The 16,812-nt window shown below is 42.4% G+C and carries 12 protein-coding genes and 1 CRISPR repeat array; of the genes, 8 read left to right on the forward strand and 4 right to left on the reverse strand.

The genetic code is table 11. The features are described 5' to 3' along the window. The first annotated feature begins 5 nt into the window (after window positions 1-5). The 6 genes from ACZ5NL_RS03315 (at window position 6) to ACZ5NL_RS03340 (ending at window position 5,659) form a co-directional block, all read left to right on the forward strand. Window positions 6-1,007, forward strand: coding sequence for a TIGR01177 family methyltransferase (locus tag ACZ5NL_RS03315; protein WP_464842923.1), 1,002 nt, complete (start codon window positions 6-8; stop codon window positions 1,005-1,007). A 133-nt stretch (window positions 1,008-1,140) separates the two neighbouring features. Beyond that, window positions 1,141-2,424 (forward strand): putative hydroxymethylpyrimidine transporter CytX, encoded by a 1,284-nt coding sequence (cytX, locus tag ACZ5NL_RS03320; protein WP_464842924.1) that lies wholly within the window; start codon window positions 1,141-1,143, stop codon window positions 2,422-2,424. Between the two features lie 2 nt (window positions 2,425-2,426). Further along, window positions 2,427-3,227: a hydroxyethylthiazole kinase gene (gene thiM, locus ACZ5NL_RS03325; protein WP_225806896.1), complete on the forward strand. Its 801-nt coding sequence runs from the start codon at window positions 2,427-2,429 to the stop codon at window positions 3,225-3,227. Further along, window positions 3,217-3,840 carry a thiamine phosphate synthase gene (gene thiE, locus ACZ5NL_RS03330; RefSeq protein ID WP_464842925.1) on the forward strand — a complete coding sequence of 208 codons (624 nt, stop codon included), beginning with the start codon at window positions 3,217-3,219 and terminating at the stop codon, window positions 3,838-3,840. Before thiM ends, thiE begins: the two co-directional genes overlap by 11 nt. Next, window positions 3,837-4,322: an energy coupling factor transporter S component ThiW gene (thiW, locus tag ACZ5NL_RS03335; protein WP_042699489.1), complete on the forward strand. Its 486-nt coding sequence runs from the start codon at window positions 3,837-3,839 to the stop codon at window positions 4,320-4,322. The genes thiE and thiW overlap by 4 nt, the downstream gene beginning before the upstream one ends. Further along, window positions 4,319-5,659, forward strand: coding sequence for a bifunctional hydroxymethylpyrimidine kinase/phosphomethylpyrimidine kinase (locus ACZ5NL_RS03340; protein ID WP_042699492.1), 1,341 nt, complete (start codon window positions 4,319-4,321; stop codon window positions 5,657-5,659). The genes thiW and ACZ5NL_RS03340 overlap by 4 nt, the downstream gene beginning before the upstream one ends. A gap of 474 nt (window positions 5,660-6,133) precedes the next feature. Beyond that, window positions 6,134-10,082: a CRISPR direct-repeat array (repeat unit 30 nt; unit sequence GTTCCAATAAGACTTTAAAAGAATTGAAAG). Between the two features lie 36 nt (window positions 10,083-10,118). On the opposite strand, the gene mfnA is transcribed toward ACZ5NL_RS03340, so the two are convergent. The 3 genes from mfnA to ACZ5NL_RS03355 are packed head-to-tail and all read right to left on the reverse strand — an operon-like array spanning window position 10,119 to window position 12,746. Next, window positions 10,119-11,276, reverse strand: coding sequence for a tyrosine decarboxylase MfnA (gene mfnA / locus ACZ5NL_RS03345; RefSeq protein WP_464842927.1), 1,158 nt, complete (start codon window positions 11,274-11,276; stop codon window positions 10,119-10,121). Window positions 11,277-11,320: 44 nt separating this feature from the next. Further along, a complete protein-coding gene (locus ACZ5NL_RS03350; protein ID WP_464842928.1) occupies window positions 11,321-12,499 on the reverse strand; it encodes a cation:proton antiporter in 1,179 nt (392 codons plus the stop codon). Between the two features lies 1 nt (window position 12,500). Continuing rightward, window positions 12,501-12,746 (reverse strand): TIGR00304 family membrane protein, encoded by a 246-nt coding sequence (locus ACZ5NL_RS03355; RefSeq protein WP_042699499.1) that lies wholly within the window; start codon window positions 12,744-12,746, stop codon window positions 12,501-12,503. 72 nt (window positions 12,747-12,818) lie between these two features. Between ACZ5NL_RS03355 and ACZ5NL_RS03360 the strand changes: the two genes are divergently transcribed. After that, entirely contained in the window at window positions 12,819-13,511 is a 693-nt protein-coding gene (locus ACZ5NL_RS03360) for an HAD family hydrolase (RefSeq protein ID WP_152879397.1), read from the forward strand. Next, the gene (locus tag ACZ5NL_RS03365) at window positions 13,489-14,112 is read left to right on the forward strand and encodes a diacylglycerol/polyprenol kinase family protein (RefSeq protein ID WP_042699501.1); all 624 of its coding nucleotides are present in this window, start codon (window positions 13,489-13,491) and stop codon (window positions 14,110-14,112) included. The genes ACZ5NL_RS03360 and ACZ5NL_RS03365 overlap by 23 nt, the downstream gene beginning before the upstream one ends. Window positions 14,113-14,132: 20 nt before the next feature. Here the strand turns inward: ACZ5NL_RS03365 and ACZ5NL_RS03370 are convergent, their stop codons facing one another. Next, window positions 14,133-16,703 (reverse strand): CARDB domain-containing protein, encoded by a 2,571-nt coding sequence (locus tag ACZ5NL_RS03370; RefSeq protein ID WP_464842930.1) that lies wholly within the window; start codon window positions 16,701-16,703, stop codon window positions 14,133-14,135. Window positions 16,704-16,812: the final 109 nt, after the last annotated feature.

Raw genomic sequence — 16,812 nt, forward strand, 5'->3', positions numbered from 1 at the left:
GTCATATGCTCTACATCGAAATACTTGGAAATCTTCCGGAAATGGCTCAAGGCGAAGTTAAAGCGTTACTGGAAATGGCTAGCCCAGAGTTTAAAATCATTGAGAGGGATTACCTGTTCCTTGCTGTTAAGGGCGATAAAAGGGCGTTTCCATTCCTCGATAGGCTAGGCCTGGCACACGAATACGGCGAGCTTTTGTTTTCCGCTGAGAGCCCGGAGGAACTGTATTCAAAAGCAGAGAGTATTGAATGGGAAAAATACATCAGGGGAACTTTTAAAGTGGACCGGGAAACCATGGTAAACTGCTCGCATGAAGTAGAAGATGTTGAAAGAAAAGTTGGGGCAATAGTTTCAAAAAGAGGGTTCAAAGTGAATCTAAGCTCTCCCCAAACATTAATCAGAGTTTACTGCGGAAAAAAGCTCTGGGTTGGAGTTAGAAAGAAATTTTTCGAAGCGAAGGAGTTTAACGAGCGAAAAGCTGACAAAAGGCCATTCTACAAACCCATAGCCTTGCCCCCAAGAGTAGCGAGAGCAATGGTCAATCTGGCAAGGGCTAGAAAGGAAGTTCTTGATCCGTTTATGGGGACTGGAGGGATACTAATCGAGGCTGGCCTTATCGGCTTAAACGTTTATGGAGTGGATCTCAGAGCAGATATGGTAGAAGGCGCCAAAAAAAATCTTGAATATTATGGAATAAGAGAATACAGGTTACAAAAAGGGGATGCTACTAGATTAAGAGAAATTTTTCCAGATAAAACGTTTGAGGCAATTGTTACAGATCCGCCATATGGAACTTCTGCAACACTAGGAGGGAAAAAGAGAGAAGAGCTTTACGAAAAGGCCCTAGAAAGCATGTATGAAGTGTTAGATGGATATTTGACCATTGCATTTCCGGCTAGTTTTAATGCGGAAAAGAGTGCTGAAAAAATAGGATTTACAATTTTGGAGAAATACTATCAGAGGGTTCACTCTTCTCTAGACAGATACTTCTACGTAATGAAAAGCTAACCTATTTCCTCCCTCTGTACAGAAACCCTCTGAACTCATTCTTAGACCTCTCTATAACTTAGTTTTAAATTTTAACAAAAAAGTTATAAAACTCTAAGAGAATGGAGAGTGGAATAATTGAAAGGTGATAGAGATGGAAGGAGGGTATGATATAACACCCGTAAAGAGAGAGAAAAGAACTTTTACCTTCTTGACACTCCTTGCAATATGGTTCGGAGCAGGAATAAGCATCGCAGAATTCTGGGCAGGGGCACTGCTAACTCCAGCGCTCTCACTTGGTATGGCGGTACTGGTAATAATCATCGGCCACATCTTGGGAAATGCAGTGATGGGTTTAATAGCCATCGAAGGTGAGGAAACTGGACTACCAACTATGGTGCTCTCTAGGGCTCCTCTCGGAATCAAAGGTTCGATTTTACCGTCACTCTTGAACTACCTCCAGCTTATAGGGTGGACAGCAATAATGCTCATAGTTGGAGCAAACGCCATGAATGCAGTATCAAAAGTCCTCGGTTTTGAAAGCTATGCCCTCTGGGTAATTCTCCTGGGCATCCTCGTTACAGGATGGACATATATTGGTCCAAAAAACTGGGAAAAGCTCGAAAAAATAGCAGCTCTGCTTTTGCTTGCATTGAGCCTGTGGCTTACCTATGTTACACTCAAGAGGTTCCCCTTAGGTGAGCTCCTTTCCAAGCCCGGAACTGGAGAAATAGGCATTATGCTAGCGCTGGACTTGGTAATAGCAATGCCTCTTTCTTGGGCGCCACTAATAGCAGACTATTCGAGGTTCGCCAAAGGTAAGGGCTCAGCATTTTGGGGCACCTATTTAGGCTACTTTGTGTCCTCAAGCCTGTTCTACTTTGTTGGGGCTTTGACAAACATGGCAATCGGCGAAGGAGACCCCATTAAAATCATAGCCGCCTACGGCATTGGAATTCCAGCTATGCTGATAGTCATCTTCTCTACGGTCACTACAACATTCCTCGACGTCTATTCAGCGGCAATAACCTACAAGAACATCTCACCAAAAGCAGATGCAAAGAAACAGGTACTTCTAGTTGGTTTCCTTGGAACTCTATTAGCCCTTGTTTTCCCAATGGAACAGTATGAAAGTTTTCTACTACTTATAGGTGGGGCATTTGTGTCTTTAGCGGCAATAATGGTAACTGACTACTTCCTTGTAAGGAAAACCTATGTCCCAGAGGAACTGCTTGATGAAAACGGTCCATTTGCTGGATACAACTTAAAGGCGATAATAATCTGGGCGATAGGATTTGCGTTCTACATGGGTTTGGCTGTAGAAGGCCTCTTTGGACTTCACATTCCGGTTTTAAGTGAACTCGGCTTCAGACTTGGCTCTAGTATTCCAACGTTTCTTCTTGTGAGCACCATTTACTACTTGCTTGAGAGGTGGTGAAGATGGAGTGGATCGGCGAAGCACTTGAAAAATTAAGAGAAAAAAGGCCACTGGTGCACAACATCACGAACTATGTTGTGATGAACACCACCGCAAATGCTCTCCTTGCAGTAGGAGCTTCACCCGTCATGGCCCATGCGATAGAGGAGCTCGAAGAGATGGTCAGCTTAGCTGATGCACTCGTAATAAACATTGGAACCCTTGATGAGCACAAAATATATTCCATGCTTAAAGCCGTTGAGGTTGCCAAAGAGCTCAAAAAGCCAGTAGTTCTTGATCCCGTCGGTGCTGGGGCAACAAAGCTGAGGACAAAGACCTCTCTAAACCTGCTGGAATTAGGGGATATAAGCGTGGTGAGGGGCAACTTCGGTGAGATAGCCGCCCTTCTTGGCAAGCATGGCAAAACTAGGGGCGTGGATTCAGCAGTTTATGATAAAGATGCCGCGAAAGACCTAGCCAAGAAAGCGGCTGAAAAGTTCGGAACGGTGGTAGCGGTTACCGGTGCTGTGGACTACGTGAGTGATGGCGAGAGAACTTATGCCATAGAAAACGGAACCTCTATGCTCGGAAGGGTTACGGGAACCGGGTGCATGGCTACAGCAATAATAGGAGCATTTTTAGCAGTTGAAGAACCTTTGAAAGCCACTATAGCGGGGCTCACAACATTTGAAATCGCTGCTGAGAAAGCTGTTGAAGAGTCCCCATATCCGGGAAGCTTTCACATGAAGCTCTACGACTGGCTCTACAGGATTGATGGGGCGCTCATAAAAGAGAGGGCGAAGGTGAGGGAAGTTGAACCTTAGAAAAAAGCTGAGGCTTTATGTTATAACTGATAGAAGGTTGAAGCCAGAAGTAGAAAGCGTGAAAGAAGCCCTCGAAGGTGGTGCAACCTCCATCCAGCTCAGGATAAAAAACGCTCCAACGAGAGAGATGATAGAAATCGGCAAAGAAATAAGAAAGCTCACAGAGGAGTACGACGCCCTCTATTTCGTTGATGACAGAGTGGATGTGGCTTTAGCAACAAACGCAGACGGAGTCCAGCTGGGTCTAGAGGATATGCCCATTTCCCTGGCTAGAGATATAGCGCCGAATTTGGTTATTGGGGCTTCGGTTTACAGTTTGGAGGAAGCTCTGCACGCGGAAAAAGAAGGGGCCGACTACTTAGGGGCAGGTTCAGTCTTTCCCACATCCACAAAGAAAGATGTCAGAGTTATCGGCATAGAGGGGCTTAGGAGAATAGTGGAGTCGGTGAAAATTCCCGTTGTGGCTATAGGGGGTATAAACCACGAAAACGTTAAGGAAGTCCTCAAAACCGGCGTCGATGGAGTTGCAGTAATTTCCGCGATAATGGGAGCTGAGAATGTAAAGAAGGCCACGGAAGAAATGAGGAGAATTGTGGAGGAGATGATTAAATGAAAGCCGAAACCAAAACACAAAAACTTGCTTATGTTGGAATTTTCACGGCATTAGGTGTTATCCTCGGAACAATTTCCTTTCCTATAGGTCCAACAAAAGTAGCACCCTTCCAGCACTTTATAAATGTAATAACCGGAATCATGCTTGGGCCATGGTGGGCTTCCTTAACAGCCCTATTAATAGGTCTTCTTAGGATCTCCTTTGGAGTAGGCACAATATTCTCAATACCCGGTGGAATCCCAGGGGCTTTCACTGTAGGACTGGCTTATAAACTCATGAAGAAAGACTGGGTTGCTTTTAGCGAGCCCCTTGCTACAGTTTTTATAGGAGGCACGTTAGGTGCTCTATTATTTGGCCCTCTCATAAATGTTTACAAGGGAGTTACATGGTTCTGGATTGCTTTTGCTCCAAGCACTCTAGTGGGTACCACTTTGGGATTCTTCACCCTTAAAGCTCTAAGAAGAATGGAGGTGATAGAGTGATTAAGAAGGCCCTGACTATAGCAGGAAGTGATAGCGGAGGTGGGGCCGGAATAGAAGCTGATCTAAAAACATTCTCTGCCTTTGGTGTTCATGGCTTGGTTGCAATAACCTCAGTAACAGCCCAAAACACCCAAGAAGTAAGGGCGATATATGATGTTGCACCAGAAGTTGTTGCAAAGCAGATAGAAGCGGTTGCCGATGACATAGGAGTTGATGCAGCAAAGACCGGAATGCTGAGCAATGCGGAGATCATCAAGGCTGTCGCAAAGACTGTGAGGAAGTATGACTTTCCACTGGTGGTTGATCCAGTGATGATAGCCAAGAGCGGAGCACCTCTGCTGAGAGAAGATGCAATGGATGCCCTTATCGAGAAGATCATCCCTCTCGCAAAGGTTGTAACTCCCAACAAGCCGGAAGCCGAAAAGCTGAGCGGAATAAAGATTGGAAACCTTGAAGACGCAAGAAAGGCTGCAAAAATCATAGTGGAGGAGCTTGGAGCTGAAGGGGCAATAGTCAAGGGTGGGCATCTTGGACTGAGCGAAGCTGTTGACGTGCTATACTTCCACGGTGAGTTCAAAGAGTACAGGGCACCGTTTGTTGACGGCTGTACCCACGGCACAGGATGTTCTTTTTCTGCAGCAATAACGGCAAATCTAGCCAAGGGAAAAGAGCTTGAGGAGGCAGTTAGAATTGCAAAGGAGTTCATAACGATGGGAATCTACTATGGAGCAAAGATAGGTCACGGACACTGCCCCGTTAACCAGAACGCCTGGATAGAGATTCCTGCTGAAAAATGGAGGGTTTATGAAGCTCTAAGGAATGCCGTCAAGGAGCTCCTGGCAATTGAAGGGCTTTCTCATTACGTGCCAGAAGTGGGCATGAACTTTGTCTACGCACTGCCAAAGCTCTACGCAAGGAGCAAAGAGAATGTTGCAGGGGTCAAAGGAAGGATAGTAAAGTTCGGAAGCACGGTAAAGCCTGTGGGCGACGTGGAATTTGGAGCCTCAGACCACATAGCAAGGGCGGTTCTAACCTTTATGGAATTCTTCCCCGAAACAAGAAGCGCATTAAACTTAAAATACAGCAAGGGGCTGATTAAGAAAGCCTCCGAGTTGGGGCTTAGAGTTTCATTCTACGACAGAAGAGAGGAGCCAGAGGGAATAAAAGCCAAAGAAGGAAGCACTATTCCGTGGGGAATACGAACTGCAATTGAAAGGGTAAACAGCAAACCTGACATAATTTACCACCTCGGGGATTGGGGCAGGGAGGCAATGATCCTAATATTTGGGGAGAGCCCAGAGATTGTATTAAGAAAACTCAAAATGCTTATCCAATAGTCTTGTATCATGTTTGGATTCTCTCTTTTTGGTTTTTCTGCTTTCTGAAGGATTAATTTTGAGTTTAAGGCTCTAGGAATGCTCTGGAAGTCTTTAGTAACTGAAGGTTACTATCTTACAAAGAGTTACAAGTTTTTGAGAGTTTTGTAACGAAATTTTTTCGAAGTTTTGAGTTGAGGCTTCTTAGGGCTTCTTTGGTATTCTCTCCTCGTGGAAATTTAACCATTTTTAGTTTAAGGCGGTTTTATTGGGTTATTTTTGATTTAAGCTCCTATTTTGCCCCTGGAAGTCTTATGAACAAAGTTGGGCATGGGGAAAAAGGAGGAGCTTTAAGTAGGCTAGAGCTTTAAAGTTTTTTCTGGAAGCTCGAATTTGAGCTTTTTGAGGGGAGTTTTATTGACCCCTTGAAGAAAAGCTTATAAGATTCAAGCCTTCTAATTACTCTTTGAGGAGTTTAGAGGAAAAATCGCCCCTGTTCCAATAAGACTTTAAAAGAATTGAAAGCAAAAACATTTCACATATTTGTGCATGGTTATGTAAACGTTCCAATAAGACTTTAAAAGAATTGAAAGTCGAAATGAAAGACATAATGCCCACCACGGAATTTGAAGGTTCCAATAAGACTTTAAAAGAATTGAAAGAAATGGGTGTTTAGTGAAGTGATAAAACAGTTGGATTGTTCCAATAAGACTTTAAAAGAATTGAAAGTAAGCGGGAGTATGGAGGTCAGTGGGGCTGGGCTTGCCTACCTTTGTTCCAATAAGACTTTAAAAGAATTGAAAGGACAAACTTAAGAAACAGGTTATGCTACACGATTCGGGGTTCCAATAAGACTTTAAAAGAATTGAAAGTCATTGATTACAATTTGTTTCTTTTTACCCCTTCTTTTGGTTCCAATAAGACTTTAAAAGAATTGAAAGAACAACAACCTTCACCTGCAATCTACCCTTCATATCACGTTCCAATAAGACTTTAAAAGAATTGAAAGTAAGCTTACCATTCAACAACATGTCCTTGTAAAACACGTTCCAATAAGACTTTAAAAGAATTGAAAGATAGAGGACGATATGAGTGAACAAAAAAGACGCAAAAGTTCCAATAAGACTTTAAAAGAATTGAAAGGAAGTCTACGAAGCCTACATAAAAGCAGTTGAGGCTGGTTCCAATAAGACTTTAAAAGAATTGAAAGATTGTTTCTTAAATTCCCTTAATTCCTCAATAATGTCGTTCCAATAAGACTTTAAAAGAATTGAAAGTAGAAAGTGTTCTATCACAAACACTTCAAGACTTTGAGTTCCAATAAGACTTTAAAAGAATTGAAAGCGTTGCTTCTAATGTAATAATACATAACGTTGTTCGGTTCCAATAAGACTTTAAAAGAATTGAAAGGATGCGTACTATGAAGACGTGATATACGATTTTGAGGGTTCCAATAAGACTTTAAAAGAATTGAAAGTATAACGTCCCTGCTTACGTCAATGTACGCTGTAGCCAGTTCCAATAAGACTTTAAAAGAATTGAAAGAATATTATTGGCATTACAGACTGTTGTAGGAGGGAAGTGTTCCAATAAGACTTTAAAAGAATTGAAAGACGTATGTAGGCGACTCGTACAGTGTGTTTAATTTTGGTTCCAATAAGACTTTAAAAGAATTGAAAGTGGAGCACGAGGTCGATGTGTTTGGCGAACATTTTGAGTTCCAATAAGACTTTAAAAGAATTGAAAGACTTTTGCCGTCAAGTTGCTTTGTGCAACCCTAAATTGTTCCAATAAGACTTTAAAAGAATTGAAAGCTTCTCTAAGGTATTTGGTGAATATCTCAAGAATCGTGTTCCAATAAGACTTTAAAAGAATTGAAAGGTATATCTCGTTGATGTTGTCCATTCGTCTGTTCCATGTTCCAATAAGACTTTAAAAGAATTGAAAGTCTCGTCGATGCCTAAAAACTTGGCTTCATTGAACCATGTTCCAATAAGACTTTAAAAGAATTGAAAGTTGTTACCACACCTCTTCCCTTGCCCTCTTATCCAACAGTTCCAATAAGACTTTAAAAGAATTGAAAGCTCGTGCCGTTAAAATGAATCGCTGCGTTCGTGAGAGTTCCAATAAGACTTTAAAAGAATTGAAAGTATTGCATCGATAATAAAGTCTTGCTTATCACGATAATGTTCCAATAAGACTTTAAAAGAATTGAAAGCAATCCCGGCGTTGAGGTGTTCGATAGGGTATAGACATGTTCCAATAAGACTTTAAAAGAATTGAAAGTTTTAACCGTTCCCTAGCTTATTTGACTGAATTAGAATTGTTCCAATAAGACTTTAAAAGAATTGAAAGTAAAACATTTTTATAATGTGTACGTTCGCTTCGGCTAGTTCCAATAAGACTTTAAAAGAATTGAAAGAGTAACTACTACAGTAACTAACGATACGGCTAGATTCGAGTTCCAATAAGACTTTAAAAGAATTGAAAGTCGTGTTGGAGCCAGGAGGAACAGTTGACTCAACATGGGTTCCAATAAGACTTTAAAAGAATTGAAAGACTACAGCTCAAAATATCATGGATTTATCGTCAAAAGAGTTCCAATAAGACTTTAAAAGAATTGAAAGCTCTTCAGTCCTTCATAGGCCTTAATCAGCATATCGGTTCCAATAAGACTTTAAAAGAATTGAAAGTTTTTTAGCGATTCCCTCCGTTCTCCTGCTTATATATGTTCCAATAAGACTTTAAAAGAATTGAAAGTGGGTATCGTGAGGGGCAAAGGCACGAGATGGCCCTCTGTTCCAATAAGACTTTAAAAGAATTGAAAGGCTCGCAGGAAATCACGAAAGGGGACATTCTACAACTGTTCCAATAAGACTTTAAAAGAATTGAAAGGTAGTCTTAGGAGGGCTGGCTGTCTATTACAGAAGATGTTCCAATAAGACTTTAAAAGAATTGAAAGGTATCGCCTTGATCTTCTCTACTTTCTCCCAGAAGTCGTTCCAATAAGACTTTAAAAGAATTGAAAGAACTCGCAAGGAAGAAATTCCTCCTGCGGGAGAACCGTTCCAATAAGACTTTAAAAGAATTGAAAGTTCAAGTGATTAATCTCCGTGCCAAACGTTGCCATTGTTCCAATAAGACTTTAAAAGAATTGAAAGATTCAAATCTCGATAATGAGAATAACACTACATACCTGTTCCAATAAGACTTTAAAAGAATTGAAAGGCTTTAATTGAAGTTCTATCACTTATTGAAATGTTATGTTCCAATAAGACTTTAAAAGAATTGAAAGTGGGCTTCTCAACCTGGCACATAACGCGGAATGGGGCGTTCCAATAAGACTTTAAAAGAATTGAAAGCAGAAGGGGTCTTCACTGAAACCTCAAGATCAGTGTTCCAATAAGACTTTAAAAGAATTGAAAGGCACGGTTGTAATGAACTCGTCTTTAACTATGAATATGTTCCAATAAGACTTTAAAAGAATTGAAAGTCGAGGAGATAGTGGGAACCGGCCAGCAGGAGGCCGTTCCAATAAGACTTTAAAAGAATTGAAAGTAGATTTCTTTTCATTATCGAGGTTTTCCCTCTCAAGGTTCCAATAAGACTTTAAAAGAATTGAAAGTGACTTGGGGGACAGGAGGAAGGGAAAGGCTTGGGCGTTCCAATAAGACTTTAAAAGAATTGAAAGTATATGAGCCCCTCTTCCAAGCGTCCCTATCCAGCAAGTTCCAATAAGACTTTAAAAGAATTGAAAGAACCGTGCTCGGGGCCCTGGCAATGTTAGAGTCGAGGGTTCCAATAAGACTTTAAAAGAATTGAAAGGCAAGAGCAAAAATTCCAAGCACAATCTTCTCCACCAAGTTCCAATAAGACTTTAAAAGAATTGAAAGACAGCAGAATTTCTAATGGCTGAGGTGCTGGGTATTCTGTTCCAATAAGACTTTAAAAGAATTGAAAGAAACAGCACCACTCCAATACCTTATGAATAACTCTTGACACTAAGTTCCAATAAGACTTTAAAAGAATTGAAAGCTTTATCTGCAACCTTCCTCTCCTCATCCTTCTTCTTGGTTCCAATAAGACTTTAAAAGAATTGAAAGACGGGAGCCGTGAAAACCTACACCCTCATGGTTTACGAGTTCCAATAAGACTTTAGAAGAATTGAAAGATAATTCTCTCTTGTTTTTGGTCTTGGTTTTGGTCTTGGTTCCAATAAGACTTTAGAAGAATTGAAAGAAATGCAGGAGTGTTGTAGATGATTATCTGCTTCCTCGGTTCCAATAAGACTTTAGAAGAATTGAAAGGGATCCTCGCCCTAACATGTGGGTTCAACACATCAATGGTTCCAATAAGACTTTAGAAGAATTGAAAGTTAACAACACCGCCCCGACTAAAGCCCATACCGACCCAGGTTCCAATAAGACTTTAGAAGAATTGAAAGCGCTTAGGTGAAATCTTAAAAACAATAAAAGCGAAATCAAAGAACTCTTTCCAGGATTTCTTTCAGGTCTTTCAAAAACTCCTCAAGGTGCTCCCTCTTTACGTGGGGCATCATAACTATCCTTATATACCCCCTGTGGGCGCTTATTCCCCAGCCTCTGGCTTTGAGCTCGGCCTCAATTTTCTTAAGCTTCCTGGAGCCGAAGGAGACTATGTTCAACATGGGCTCCCTTATAAGGTATACTCCATTTAGAGCCTTTATTTGCTCCGCGAACCAGTAAGCATTTTCCATAGCCTCCTTGACAACTCTCTTGTATCCTTCAAAGCCAAGATGCTTGAGGAGGGCCCATACTGCTATTGCATTTGCACCTGGCCTAGTGCCGGTAATGGTCGCCTGGAATATCTTTCCTCCAGCTAAGTAAGGTGCTAAAACGTTTATGGCCTCTATGTACTTTTTCTTCCTAAAAACTATCCCTCCGGCAGGGATTGGAGCCATGCCCATTTTGTGGGGGTCTATGGTAACGCTCTGCACACCCTTGAGCTTGAAATCGAAATCCGGCAACTCGTAACCCAGAGCCTTCGCAAAGGGTATTACAAAACCTCCAAAGGCCGCATCAACATGAAGGGGAATCCCGTAATCAACAGCAATGTCTGAAAGAGCGGGGATATCATCGACAACTCCCAGCCCGGTTGTACCGGCAATTCCAACTATACCAATTGTGTTATCGGTTATCTTACTCTCAACATCTTTGACGTTAACAGAATAGTCCCTATTAAGTTCGGCCCACACCAGCTTTACCCTCAGCAAATCACTCGCCTTTAGAAAAGAGAAGTGAGCACTTTTTGGGAGGATCAACTCGGGCTTCTCAACATCGGATATATTGCGAAAAGCCCTTACGGCCAAGATATTTGCCTCGGTACCACCGCTCACTATGTTACCGTAGGCCTTCTTTAAATGTAAAAGTTCTCCAAGCATCTGAACGGCTTCTTCCTCGATTTTTTTGCTTCCATTATGCAACCCCGGATCGCCCAGGTTCCTATCTATATACTTCTGGATTATCTTTTGAGCAAGCGGATGAGGATAAGTACACATGGATCCCAAAATCCTGCCCGAATCAAAAGTTAGGTCAACTTTAAGCCTTTCCTCAAGTTCAGCAAGCACTTCCTCTTCGCTCATTCCTTCCTTTGGAATCATGCTCTCACCGACCTAGACTCATCAGCATAGCCTTTAAGCTTTTGTCACTCCTCCCTTATGCGAGATAAATAAAGTTTGAAAAACTGGGGAGTCGTTACAGCAGTCAGCATTGAGACTATGACAATGGTTGCAAAGAGGCCTTGGTCTATTAGCCCCTCTTCAATTCCGAACTTTAGTATGGCAAGTTCCAGGCTGCCCCTTCCACCCATACCGATTCCAACGAGCATTGCCGATTTCCAGTCAAATCCAAATGCTCTCATTCCAAGTCCACAGCCGAGGAGCTTTCCTAAAACTGCAGCCAGATAAAGAAGGACTATCAAAGCGACGTTGAGCTCATTGAGAGAGGGATTAAACATCAGCCCCACGTAAATAAAGAAGAGAGGCATGAAGAACTCTGTAAGGACTACCTGCAGGTCCCCAATAAGTTCGTTAAGCTTTATCTTGCTTAACACGAGGGGATCTCTCCTCTCTCTGAGTCTGCTTATTGTTAAGCCCGCAAGATAGGCACCAATTATCTGGTGCAGGCCCACCCTTTCAGCCACTATTGCTAAGAAAAATGTGAGGATTATCGTAAAAGTGAAGAATATGTTGAGGTTCCTCAATATGCCGTAAAACCTCACAGAGCGCTTGAAAATGTATTCAGAAAGTAAGAGAACTGCTGCTATGAATATGGCTATCTTAATTGTCAAAACAACCAAGGGGAAGAGTGCAAGCTCGCCCTGTGTCATCGCCGTTATTATGCCAATTAGATAAACGGCCATTATGTCATCGGCAAACGCTGCCCCCATTAATATTGAAGAAATCTCCTTCCCTACCCTTGACTTCAACAACACCCCACTGGTAACTTCAATTGCAGTATTCCCCAGAGTCACCCCTACAAAAATAGCCGCAGCCAATCCCTTTCCAAAGAGATAAACCGTTGAAAAGCCAAGAAAGAATGAAAACGCAACACCCAAACCGGCCACTGTGATAGCTTTTGCTTTGTTTGATGCAATCGATGAAAAGTTGCTTGTGAGACCCATGTAGAGCATCATCATCAGAAGGCCGAACTCTGAAAGGACTTTCAATGGCTCGGAAGGAGAAATAACGTTGAGAAGAAAAGGCCCCAGTATCATTCCGGTGAGTATATGGGCAAGTATAGGGTGGACATCCTTCTTCTCAAACAGCCACTCTAAAGTCTTTGCAAAAACCAGAAGGATGGAAAGGTCAAGAATGTACTCCACTTCATACCCTCCTGCTCAGCAGAGCCCCTATTATCCACAGGAGCATTAGGAAAACTGCGAGTATCATTGCCAAGGTGGCCCCCTTGCTTGTCCCAAAGACTATTGGAATAGGGCCAATCATTATTACTCCTCCACTCTCAACGTCAGCCTCTCCCCCGGATGCTGCCATCAAAGTTCCTATGAAGATCAGCATGAAGCCTATAAATATCAGTCCCATCCCTGCCAGTATAAGCAGTTCTCCCTTCATGGCCCCTCATGGAAAACTACACTTAGAGTTTTTAAGCTTTAACGCTAAAGTTACTGAAGGAGGAACTACAGCATGCTCGTACTTGTGGATTTGGATGATACTCTCTGCAACACATGGGAGGCAGCAAGATGGAGTGTTCTTAGACTCCTGCCCCATTTGATTAGAAAAAGAAAGTTTAGGGCACTCCTTTACATTCTCACCCAGAGGTACAAAGAGCTTGAGCAGTCAAGAGAGCTGCATCTCCTTGATCTAGACGAACTGGTCGAAAATTTCATGGAGCGGATTTATCAAAAAATTTCGGAGGAAGACCTTAGAGAAATGTTTGAACTTGTTGATAGGACATTTTTCTCAAACTTAAAGCTCTACCCAGATGCCGTTGAATTCCTGAAGGGCTTAAAGGATATAAATGCTAAGGTTGTTTTAGTGACGGATTCCTCCTCTGAGTGGCAGAGAAAGAAGCTGGAGTATCTCAACCTGAAGCAATATTTTGATCACCTTATAATAAGTGGAGAGACCGGGCACAGCAAACTTGAGCCCCATAACTTTATACTTGCGAGGAAAATGTTTCCCAAGGAGGATGAAGTCTACGTAGTAGGGGATAGAGATGACACAGATATGAGAGGGGGAAAAGAAATCGGTGCAACAACAATTCTCGTAAGGAGAGGATACTTTAAATCCCTCTTACCAAAGCATGCTGATTATGTAGTTAAAGACCTCAAAGAGGCATTGGAGGTAATAAAGAATGAGCATAAAAAGCGAGCTTAAAAGAAAAGCGCTTCATCTCACAGGGCTTACAGTTCCTCTGATATATCTAACGTTTGGACAAAAAGCAGCGATAGGGTTCGTTTCATCCGCACTGATAGTTTTTTTAATTCTGGAGCCATTTAGAATAGTTGAAGGGCTGAGAGACCGGGTAAAAAGAAAGCTCGGACTTTACGTCAGAGATGAAGTGATAGCCCGCGTAGAGAGAGAACTGGACGCAATTTCAAGAGAGCATGAAAAGCATTCGATTGGAGCACATATCTATTTTACACTCGGGGCATTAATAATAGTCTGCTTTTTCCCGAGGGACATAGCCATAGGTGCCATAACAGTCGCGACCCTTGGAGATGCAGTTGCGGCAATAGTGGGAAAACCCTTTGGAAAGCACAGGTTTAAAAACGGCAAAAGCGTAGAAGGGAGCCTAGCGTATTTTTTAACCGCGTTTTTGATACTATTCTTTTTAATAGACCTTCCCCACGCCTTTGTGGGAGCCTTAGCGGGAATGTTAGCAGAGTTTTACGAGTTGCCTCCCGATGACAATTTGTCAAACCAACTTGCCGTGGCGTTTGCACTATGGACGTTTAGAAAATTCATTGGACAGTAAAAAACAAAAAGAAAGGGAAATCACCTGATGTAGACCTCTGCGAAGGTGCTTATGGTATCCATATCGCCCCACTCGTTGTCACTGTCGTGGACGCTTGGATCATCCGGAATGGTTATAACGGCCGAGTCTCCAGGGTTTGCACCTGTTATCCATGCAACTATGCTTATCTTTTCTGGTTTTCCTCCAAGCAACTCCCATGGAATAGCCATTTCAAGGCTCTGCAAGCCTTTGTCGTTTCCGAGGTATCCTATTGCAGCATTCTCGAACAATTTATAGTACTCCCATCCAGCCCCATTCCATACTGCAAGTTCCGCTGATGTTATAGTGTTTGTTCCAGGGTTTTCAAAGAACGGGCCATTCCAGTAAAGGTATACTTCCGCATCAACGCCTCTAGCGAACCCAATCTTTCTTCCCCACGCATCAGCATCTCCGGTATATCCTCCCTCTCTGTAATCAAGTGCGAAACCGTAAGCTATTCTCCATGATTCGGTGTTCTTTGTGCTCAGAGCAATGTAGAGATATTTGTCGTCGTAGTCTACGTAGAGACTGTCCAGATAAGCTCCGGCTCCCGCCCCAACTTTGTTTTGAGCTACAAGTGAGCTTTCGTCCCAATCCGTAAGGAATCCATCGATCTTCTTCTTAAATTCTAAACTCTCCAGGAATTCTGAAATCTCTCTCTGCAGCTTAACAAGGCGGATATACGCAGAGAAAATTTTTAGAGCCCCTCTCAATTCATAGTTGGGCATGTAAATGAGAGATTTGCCTTCGTTAAACAGTTTCAGGCTTTCATTGAGCTTCAGCTCAAATCCTTTTACAGTCTCAGCATATTTGGCTGGCAGACTCATGGAGGAAATATTTTCTACAAGTAGCTTTGTCTTCTCGTATTCCTCTGGATAGGTTCTAGGCCACACATACATACCGAGCCTTATAAGCTTGTTCTGCCTCTCTGCGACTTGTCCCACCACAATGTCCAGTGTGGCAACGTTGTTATCTTCGTTAGCCTCTTCTATCTCATTGTTGGGATCGACAACTGCCTTTATGGTGTGAACCCCCCATGCATCAGAATACCTGTAGAGATAGCCAAGCTTGACTTCAGAGTGTGCAGATACGTTAATAAGCCAGCTTTTGAGGAGAGCATCTCCATCGTAGAGCTCCACAGTTACGTTTTGAGCATCCACCTCTCCTATGTTCTTAACTGTAATTGTAATGTTAGCTGGCTGCCATTGCTCGACATTAAGTACATCTGAAGAAATGCTAACCGTAAGCTCGGGTTTTGGAATTGGGATTTCAATAACGGCAAAATTTGATAAAACGTCCTGATCAGTCCAATCATTTCCATCTACGGCTGGATCCAAGGGAACTGTATCAACAGCTGAATCCCCCTTCGCACCTCCAGCCACCCATGCGATTAGGGCGACTTCCGATGTTCTACCCCCTATTGCATCCCATGGAATTGCCATCTCGAGTACTTGTAGCCCATTGCCTGTTGTGAAATCGTAAGTAACTACACTTCCAACGTCTTTGTAATCCCAACCATTTCCAGTCCACGTTATGAAGTTTCCGCCCCCAATGACGTCATTACCTCCATCGTACCAGAAGTAAATCTCATAATCAACTCCTCTCGAGAACCCTATTTTTCTATCCCATGCATCAGTATCCCCAGTGTAGCCTCCTTCTTTAACGTCAAGGCCAAAACCATATACTACGCCCCAACTTGCAGTATTATTTGTGGTAATAGCCACATATAGGTACTGTTCATCGTATGAAACGTAGAGCTTGTTCAAATCCGCCCCATCTGGACCATCAAGATTGCTTACTCCCACAACCTCATAGCTTTCCCAGTCGCTTAAATCCCCATCAATAGTCTTAGGAACGATGTATACTTCAGCAAGGTTCGTGAAGTAATCAGTGTCTCCCCATTCATTAGGATTATCTTTTACAACGGAGCTTTCTGGAAGAGCATCCACTGCAGATCCTTCACCCCCTGTTACCCATACAATAACAGCAATTTTGTTTGTTTTTCCTCCAATAGCGTTCCATGGTATCTTTATTTCGAGAGTCTTTAAACCCACAGAGCTATCTCCACTCCATCCAAAACTTCCGCCTACCTCTCCAATTGTTTTGTATTCCCAATGATCTCCTACCCAAGGTAGAAAAGCAACATTTTCTTGTCCCTCCACTGTAGGCTTTGCTTGCGAATCGTCCCACCAAGTGTATAGTTCATAATCAATGGCATAATTGCCACTAAAACTTATACTTCTTCCCCAAGCATCACTTGTTCCAGTGTATCCATTTCCACTATCAGGATCCACATCAATTCCAATTCCATACGCCATTCCCCAATTGGCTTTATTGTTAGCTTCTAATGCTATATAAAGATACTGATCGTCATAAGACACATAGAGAGAGCTTAGGTTTCCACCATCTACTCCATAGCCAAGTTTGTCTTTTGCTACAAGATCGAGAGTTCCCCAATCACCTAGATTTCCATCAATAACTTTTGTCCCATAGAGGGCACTAGCAAATTTTGCTGCTGGCACTAGACTAAGAACCATCAAAAAAACAATCCACAAAGACGCACTCCTCTTCATCTTTATTCACCTCGGGTGATATTTGTTCACCCCAGTTGATATATGAGCATAAAATATTTATATATCTTTCCCACTATCACTCTTAGTGATAACTATTTGAGGAGGTGCA

This window comes from Thermococcus aegaeus (assembly GCF_055393685.1).

Bases quoted from the DNA above. Each gene is read 5' to 3' on its own strand.
- mfnA (WP_464842927.1), bottom strand. From the start codon at position 11,276: ATGATTCCAAAGGAAGGAATGAGCGAAGAGGAAGTGCTTGCTGAACTT.
- ACZ5NL_RS03355 (WP_042699499.1), bottom strand. From the start codon at position 12,746: ATGAAGGGAGAACTGCTTATACTGGCAGGGATGGGACTGATATTTATA.
- ACZ5NL_RS03365 (WP_042699501.1), top strand. From the start codon at position 13,489: ATGAGCATAAAAAGCGAGCTTAAAAGAAAAGCGCTTCATCTCACAGGG.
- ACZ5NL_RS03315 (WP_464842923.1), top strand. From the start codon at position 6: ATGCTCTACATCGAAATACTTGGAAATCTTCCGGAAATGGCTCAAGGC.
- thiW (WP_042699489.1), top strand. From the start codon at position 3,837: ATGAAAGCCGAAACCAAAACACAAAAACTTGCTTATGTTGGAATTTTC.
- ACZ5NL_RS03370 (WP_464842930.1), bottom strand. From the start codon at position 16,703: ATGAAGAGGAGTGCGTCTTTGTGGATTGTTTTTTTGATGGTTCTTAGT.
- thiM (WP_225806896.1), top strand. From the start codon at position 2,427: ATGGAGTGGATCGGCGAAGCACTTGAAAAATTAAGAGAAAAAAGGCCA.
- cytX (WP_464842924.1), top strand. From the start codon at position 1,141: ATGGAAGGAGGGTATGATATAACACCCGTAAAGAGAGAGAAAAGAACT.
- ACZ5NL_RS03360 (WP_152879397.1), top strand. From the start codon at position 12,819: ATGCTCGTACTTGTGGATTTGGATGATACTCTCTGCAACACATGGGAG.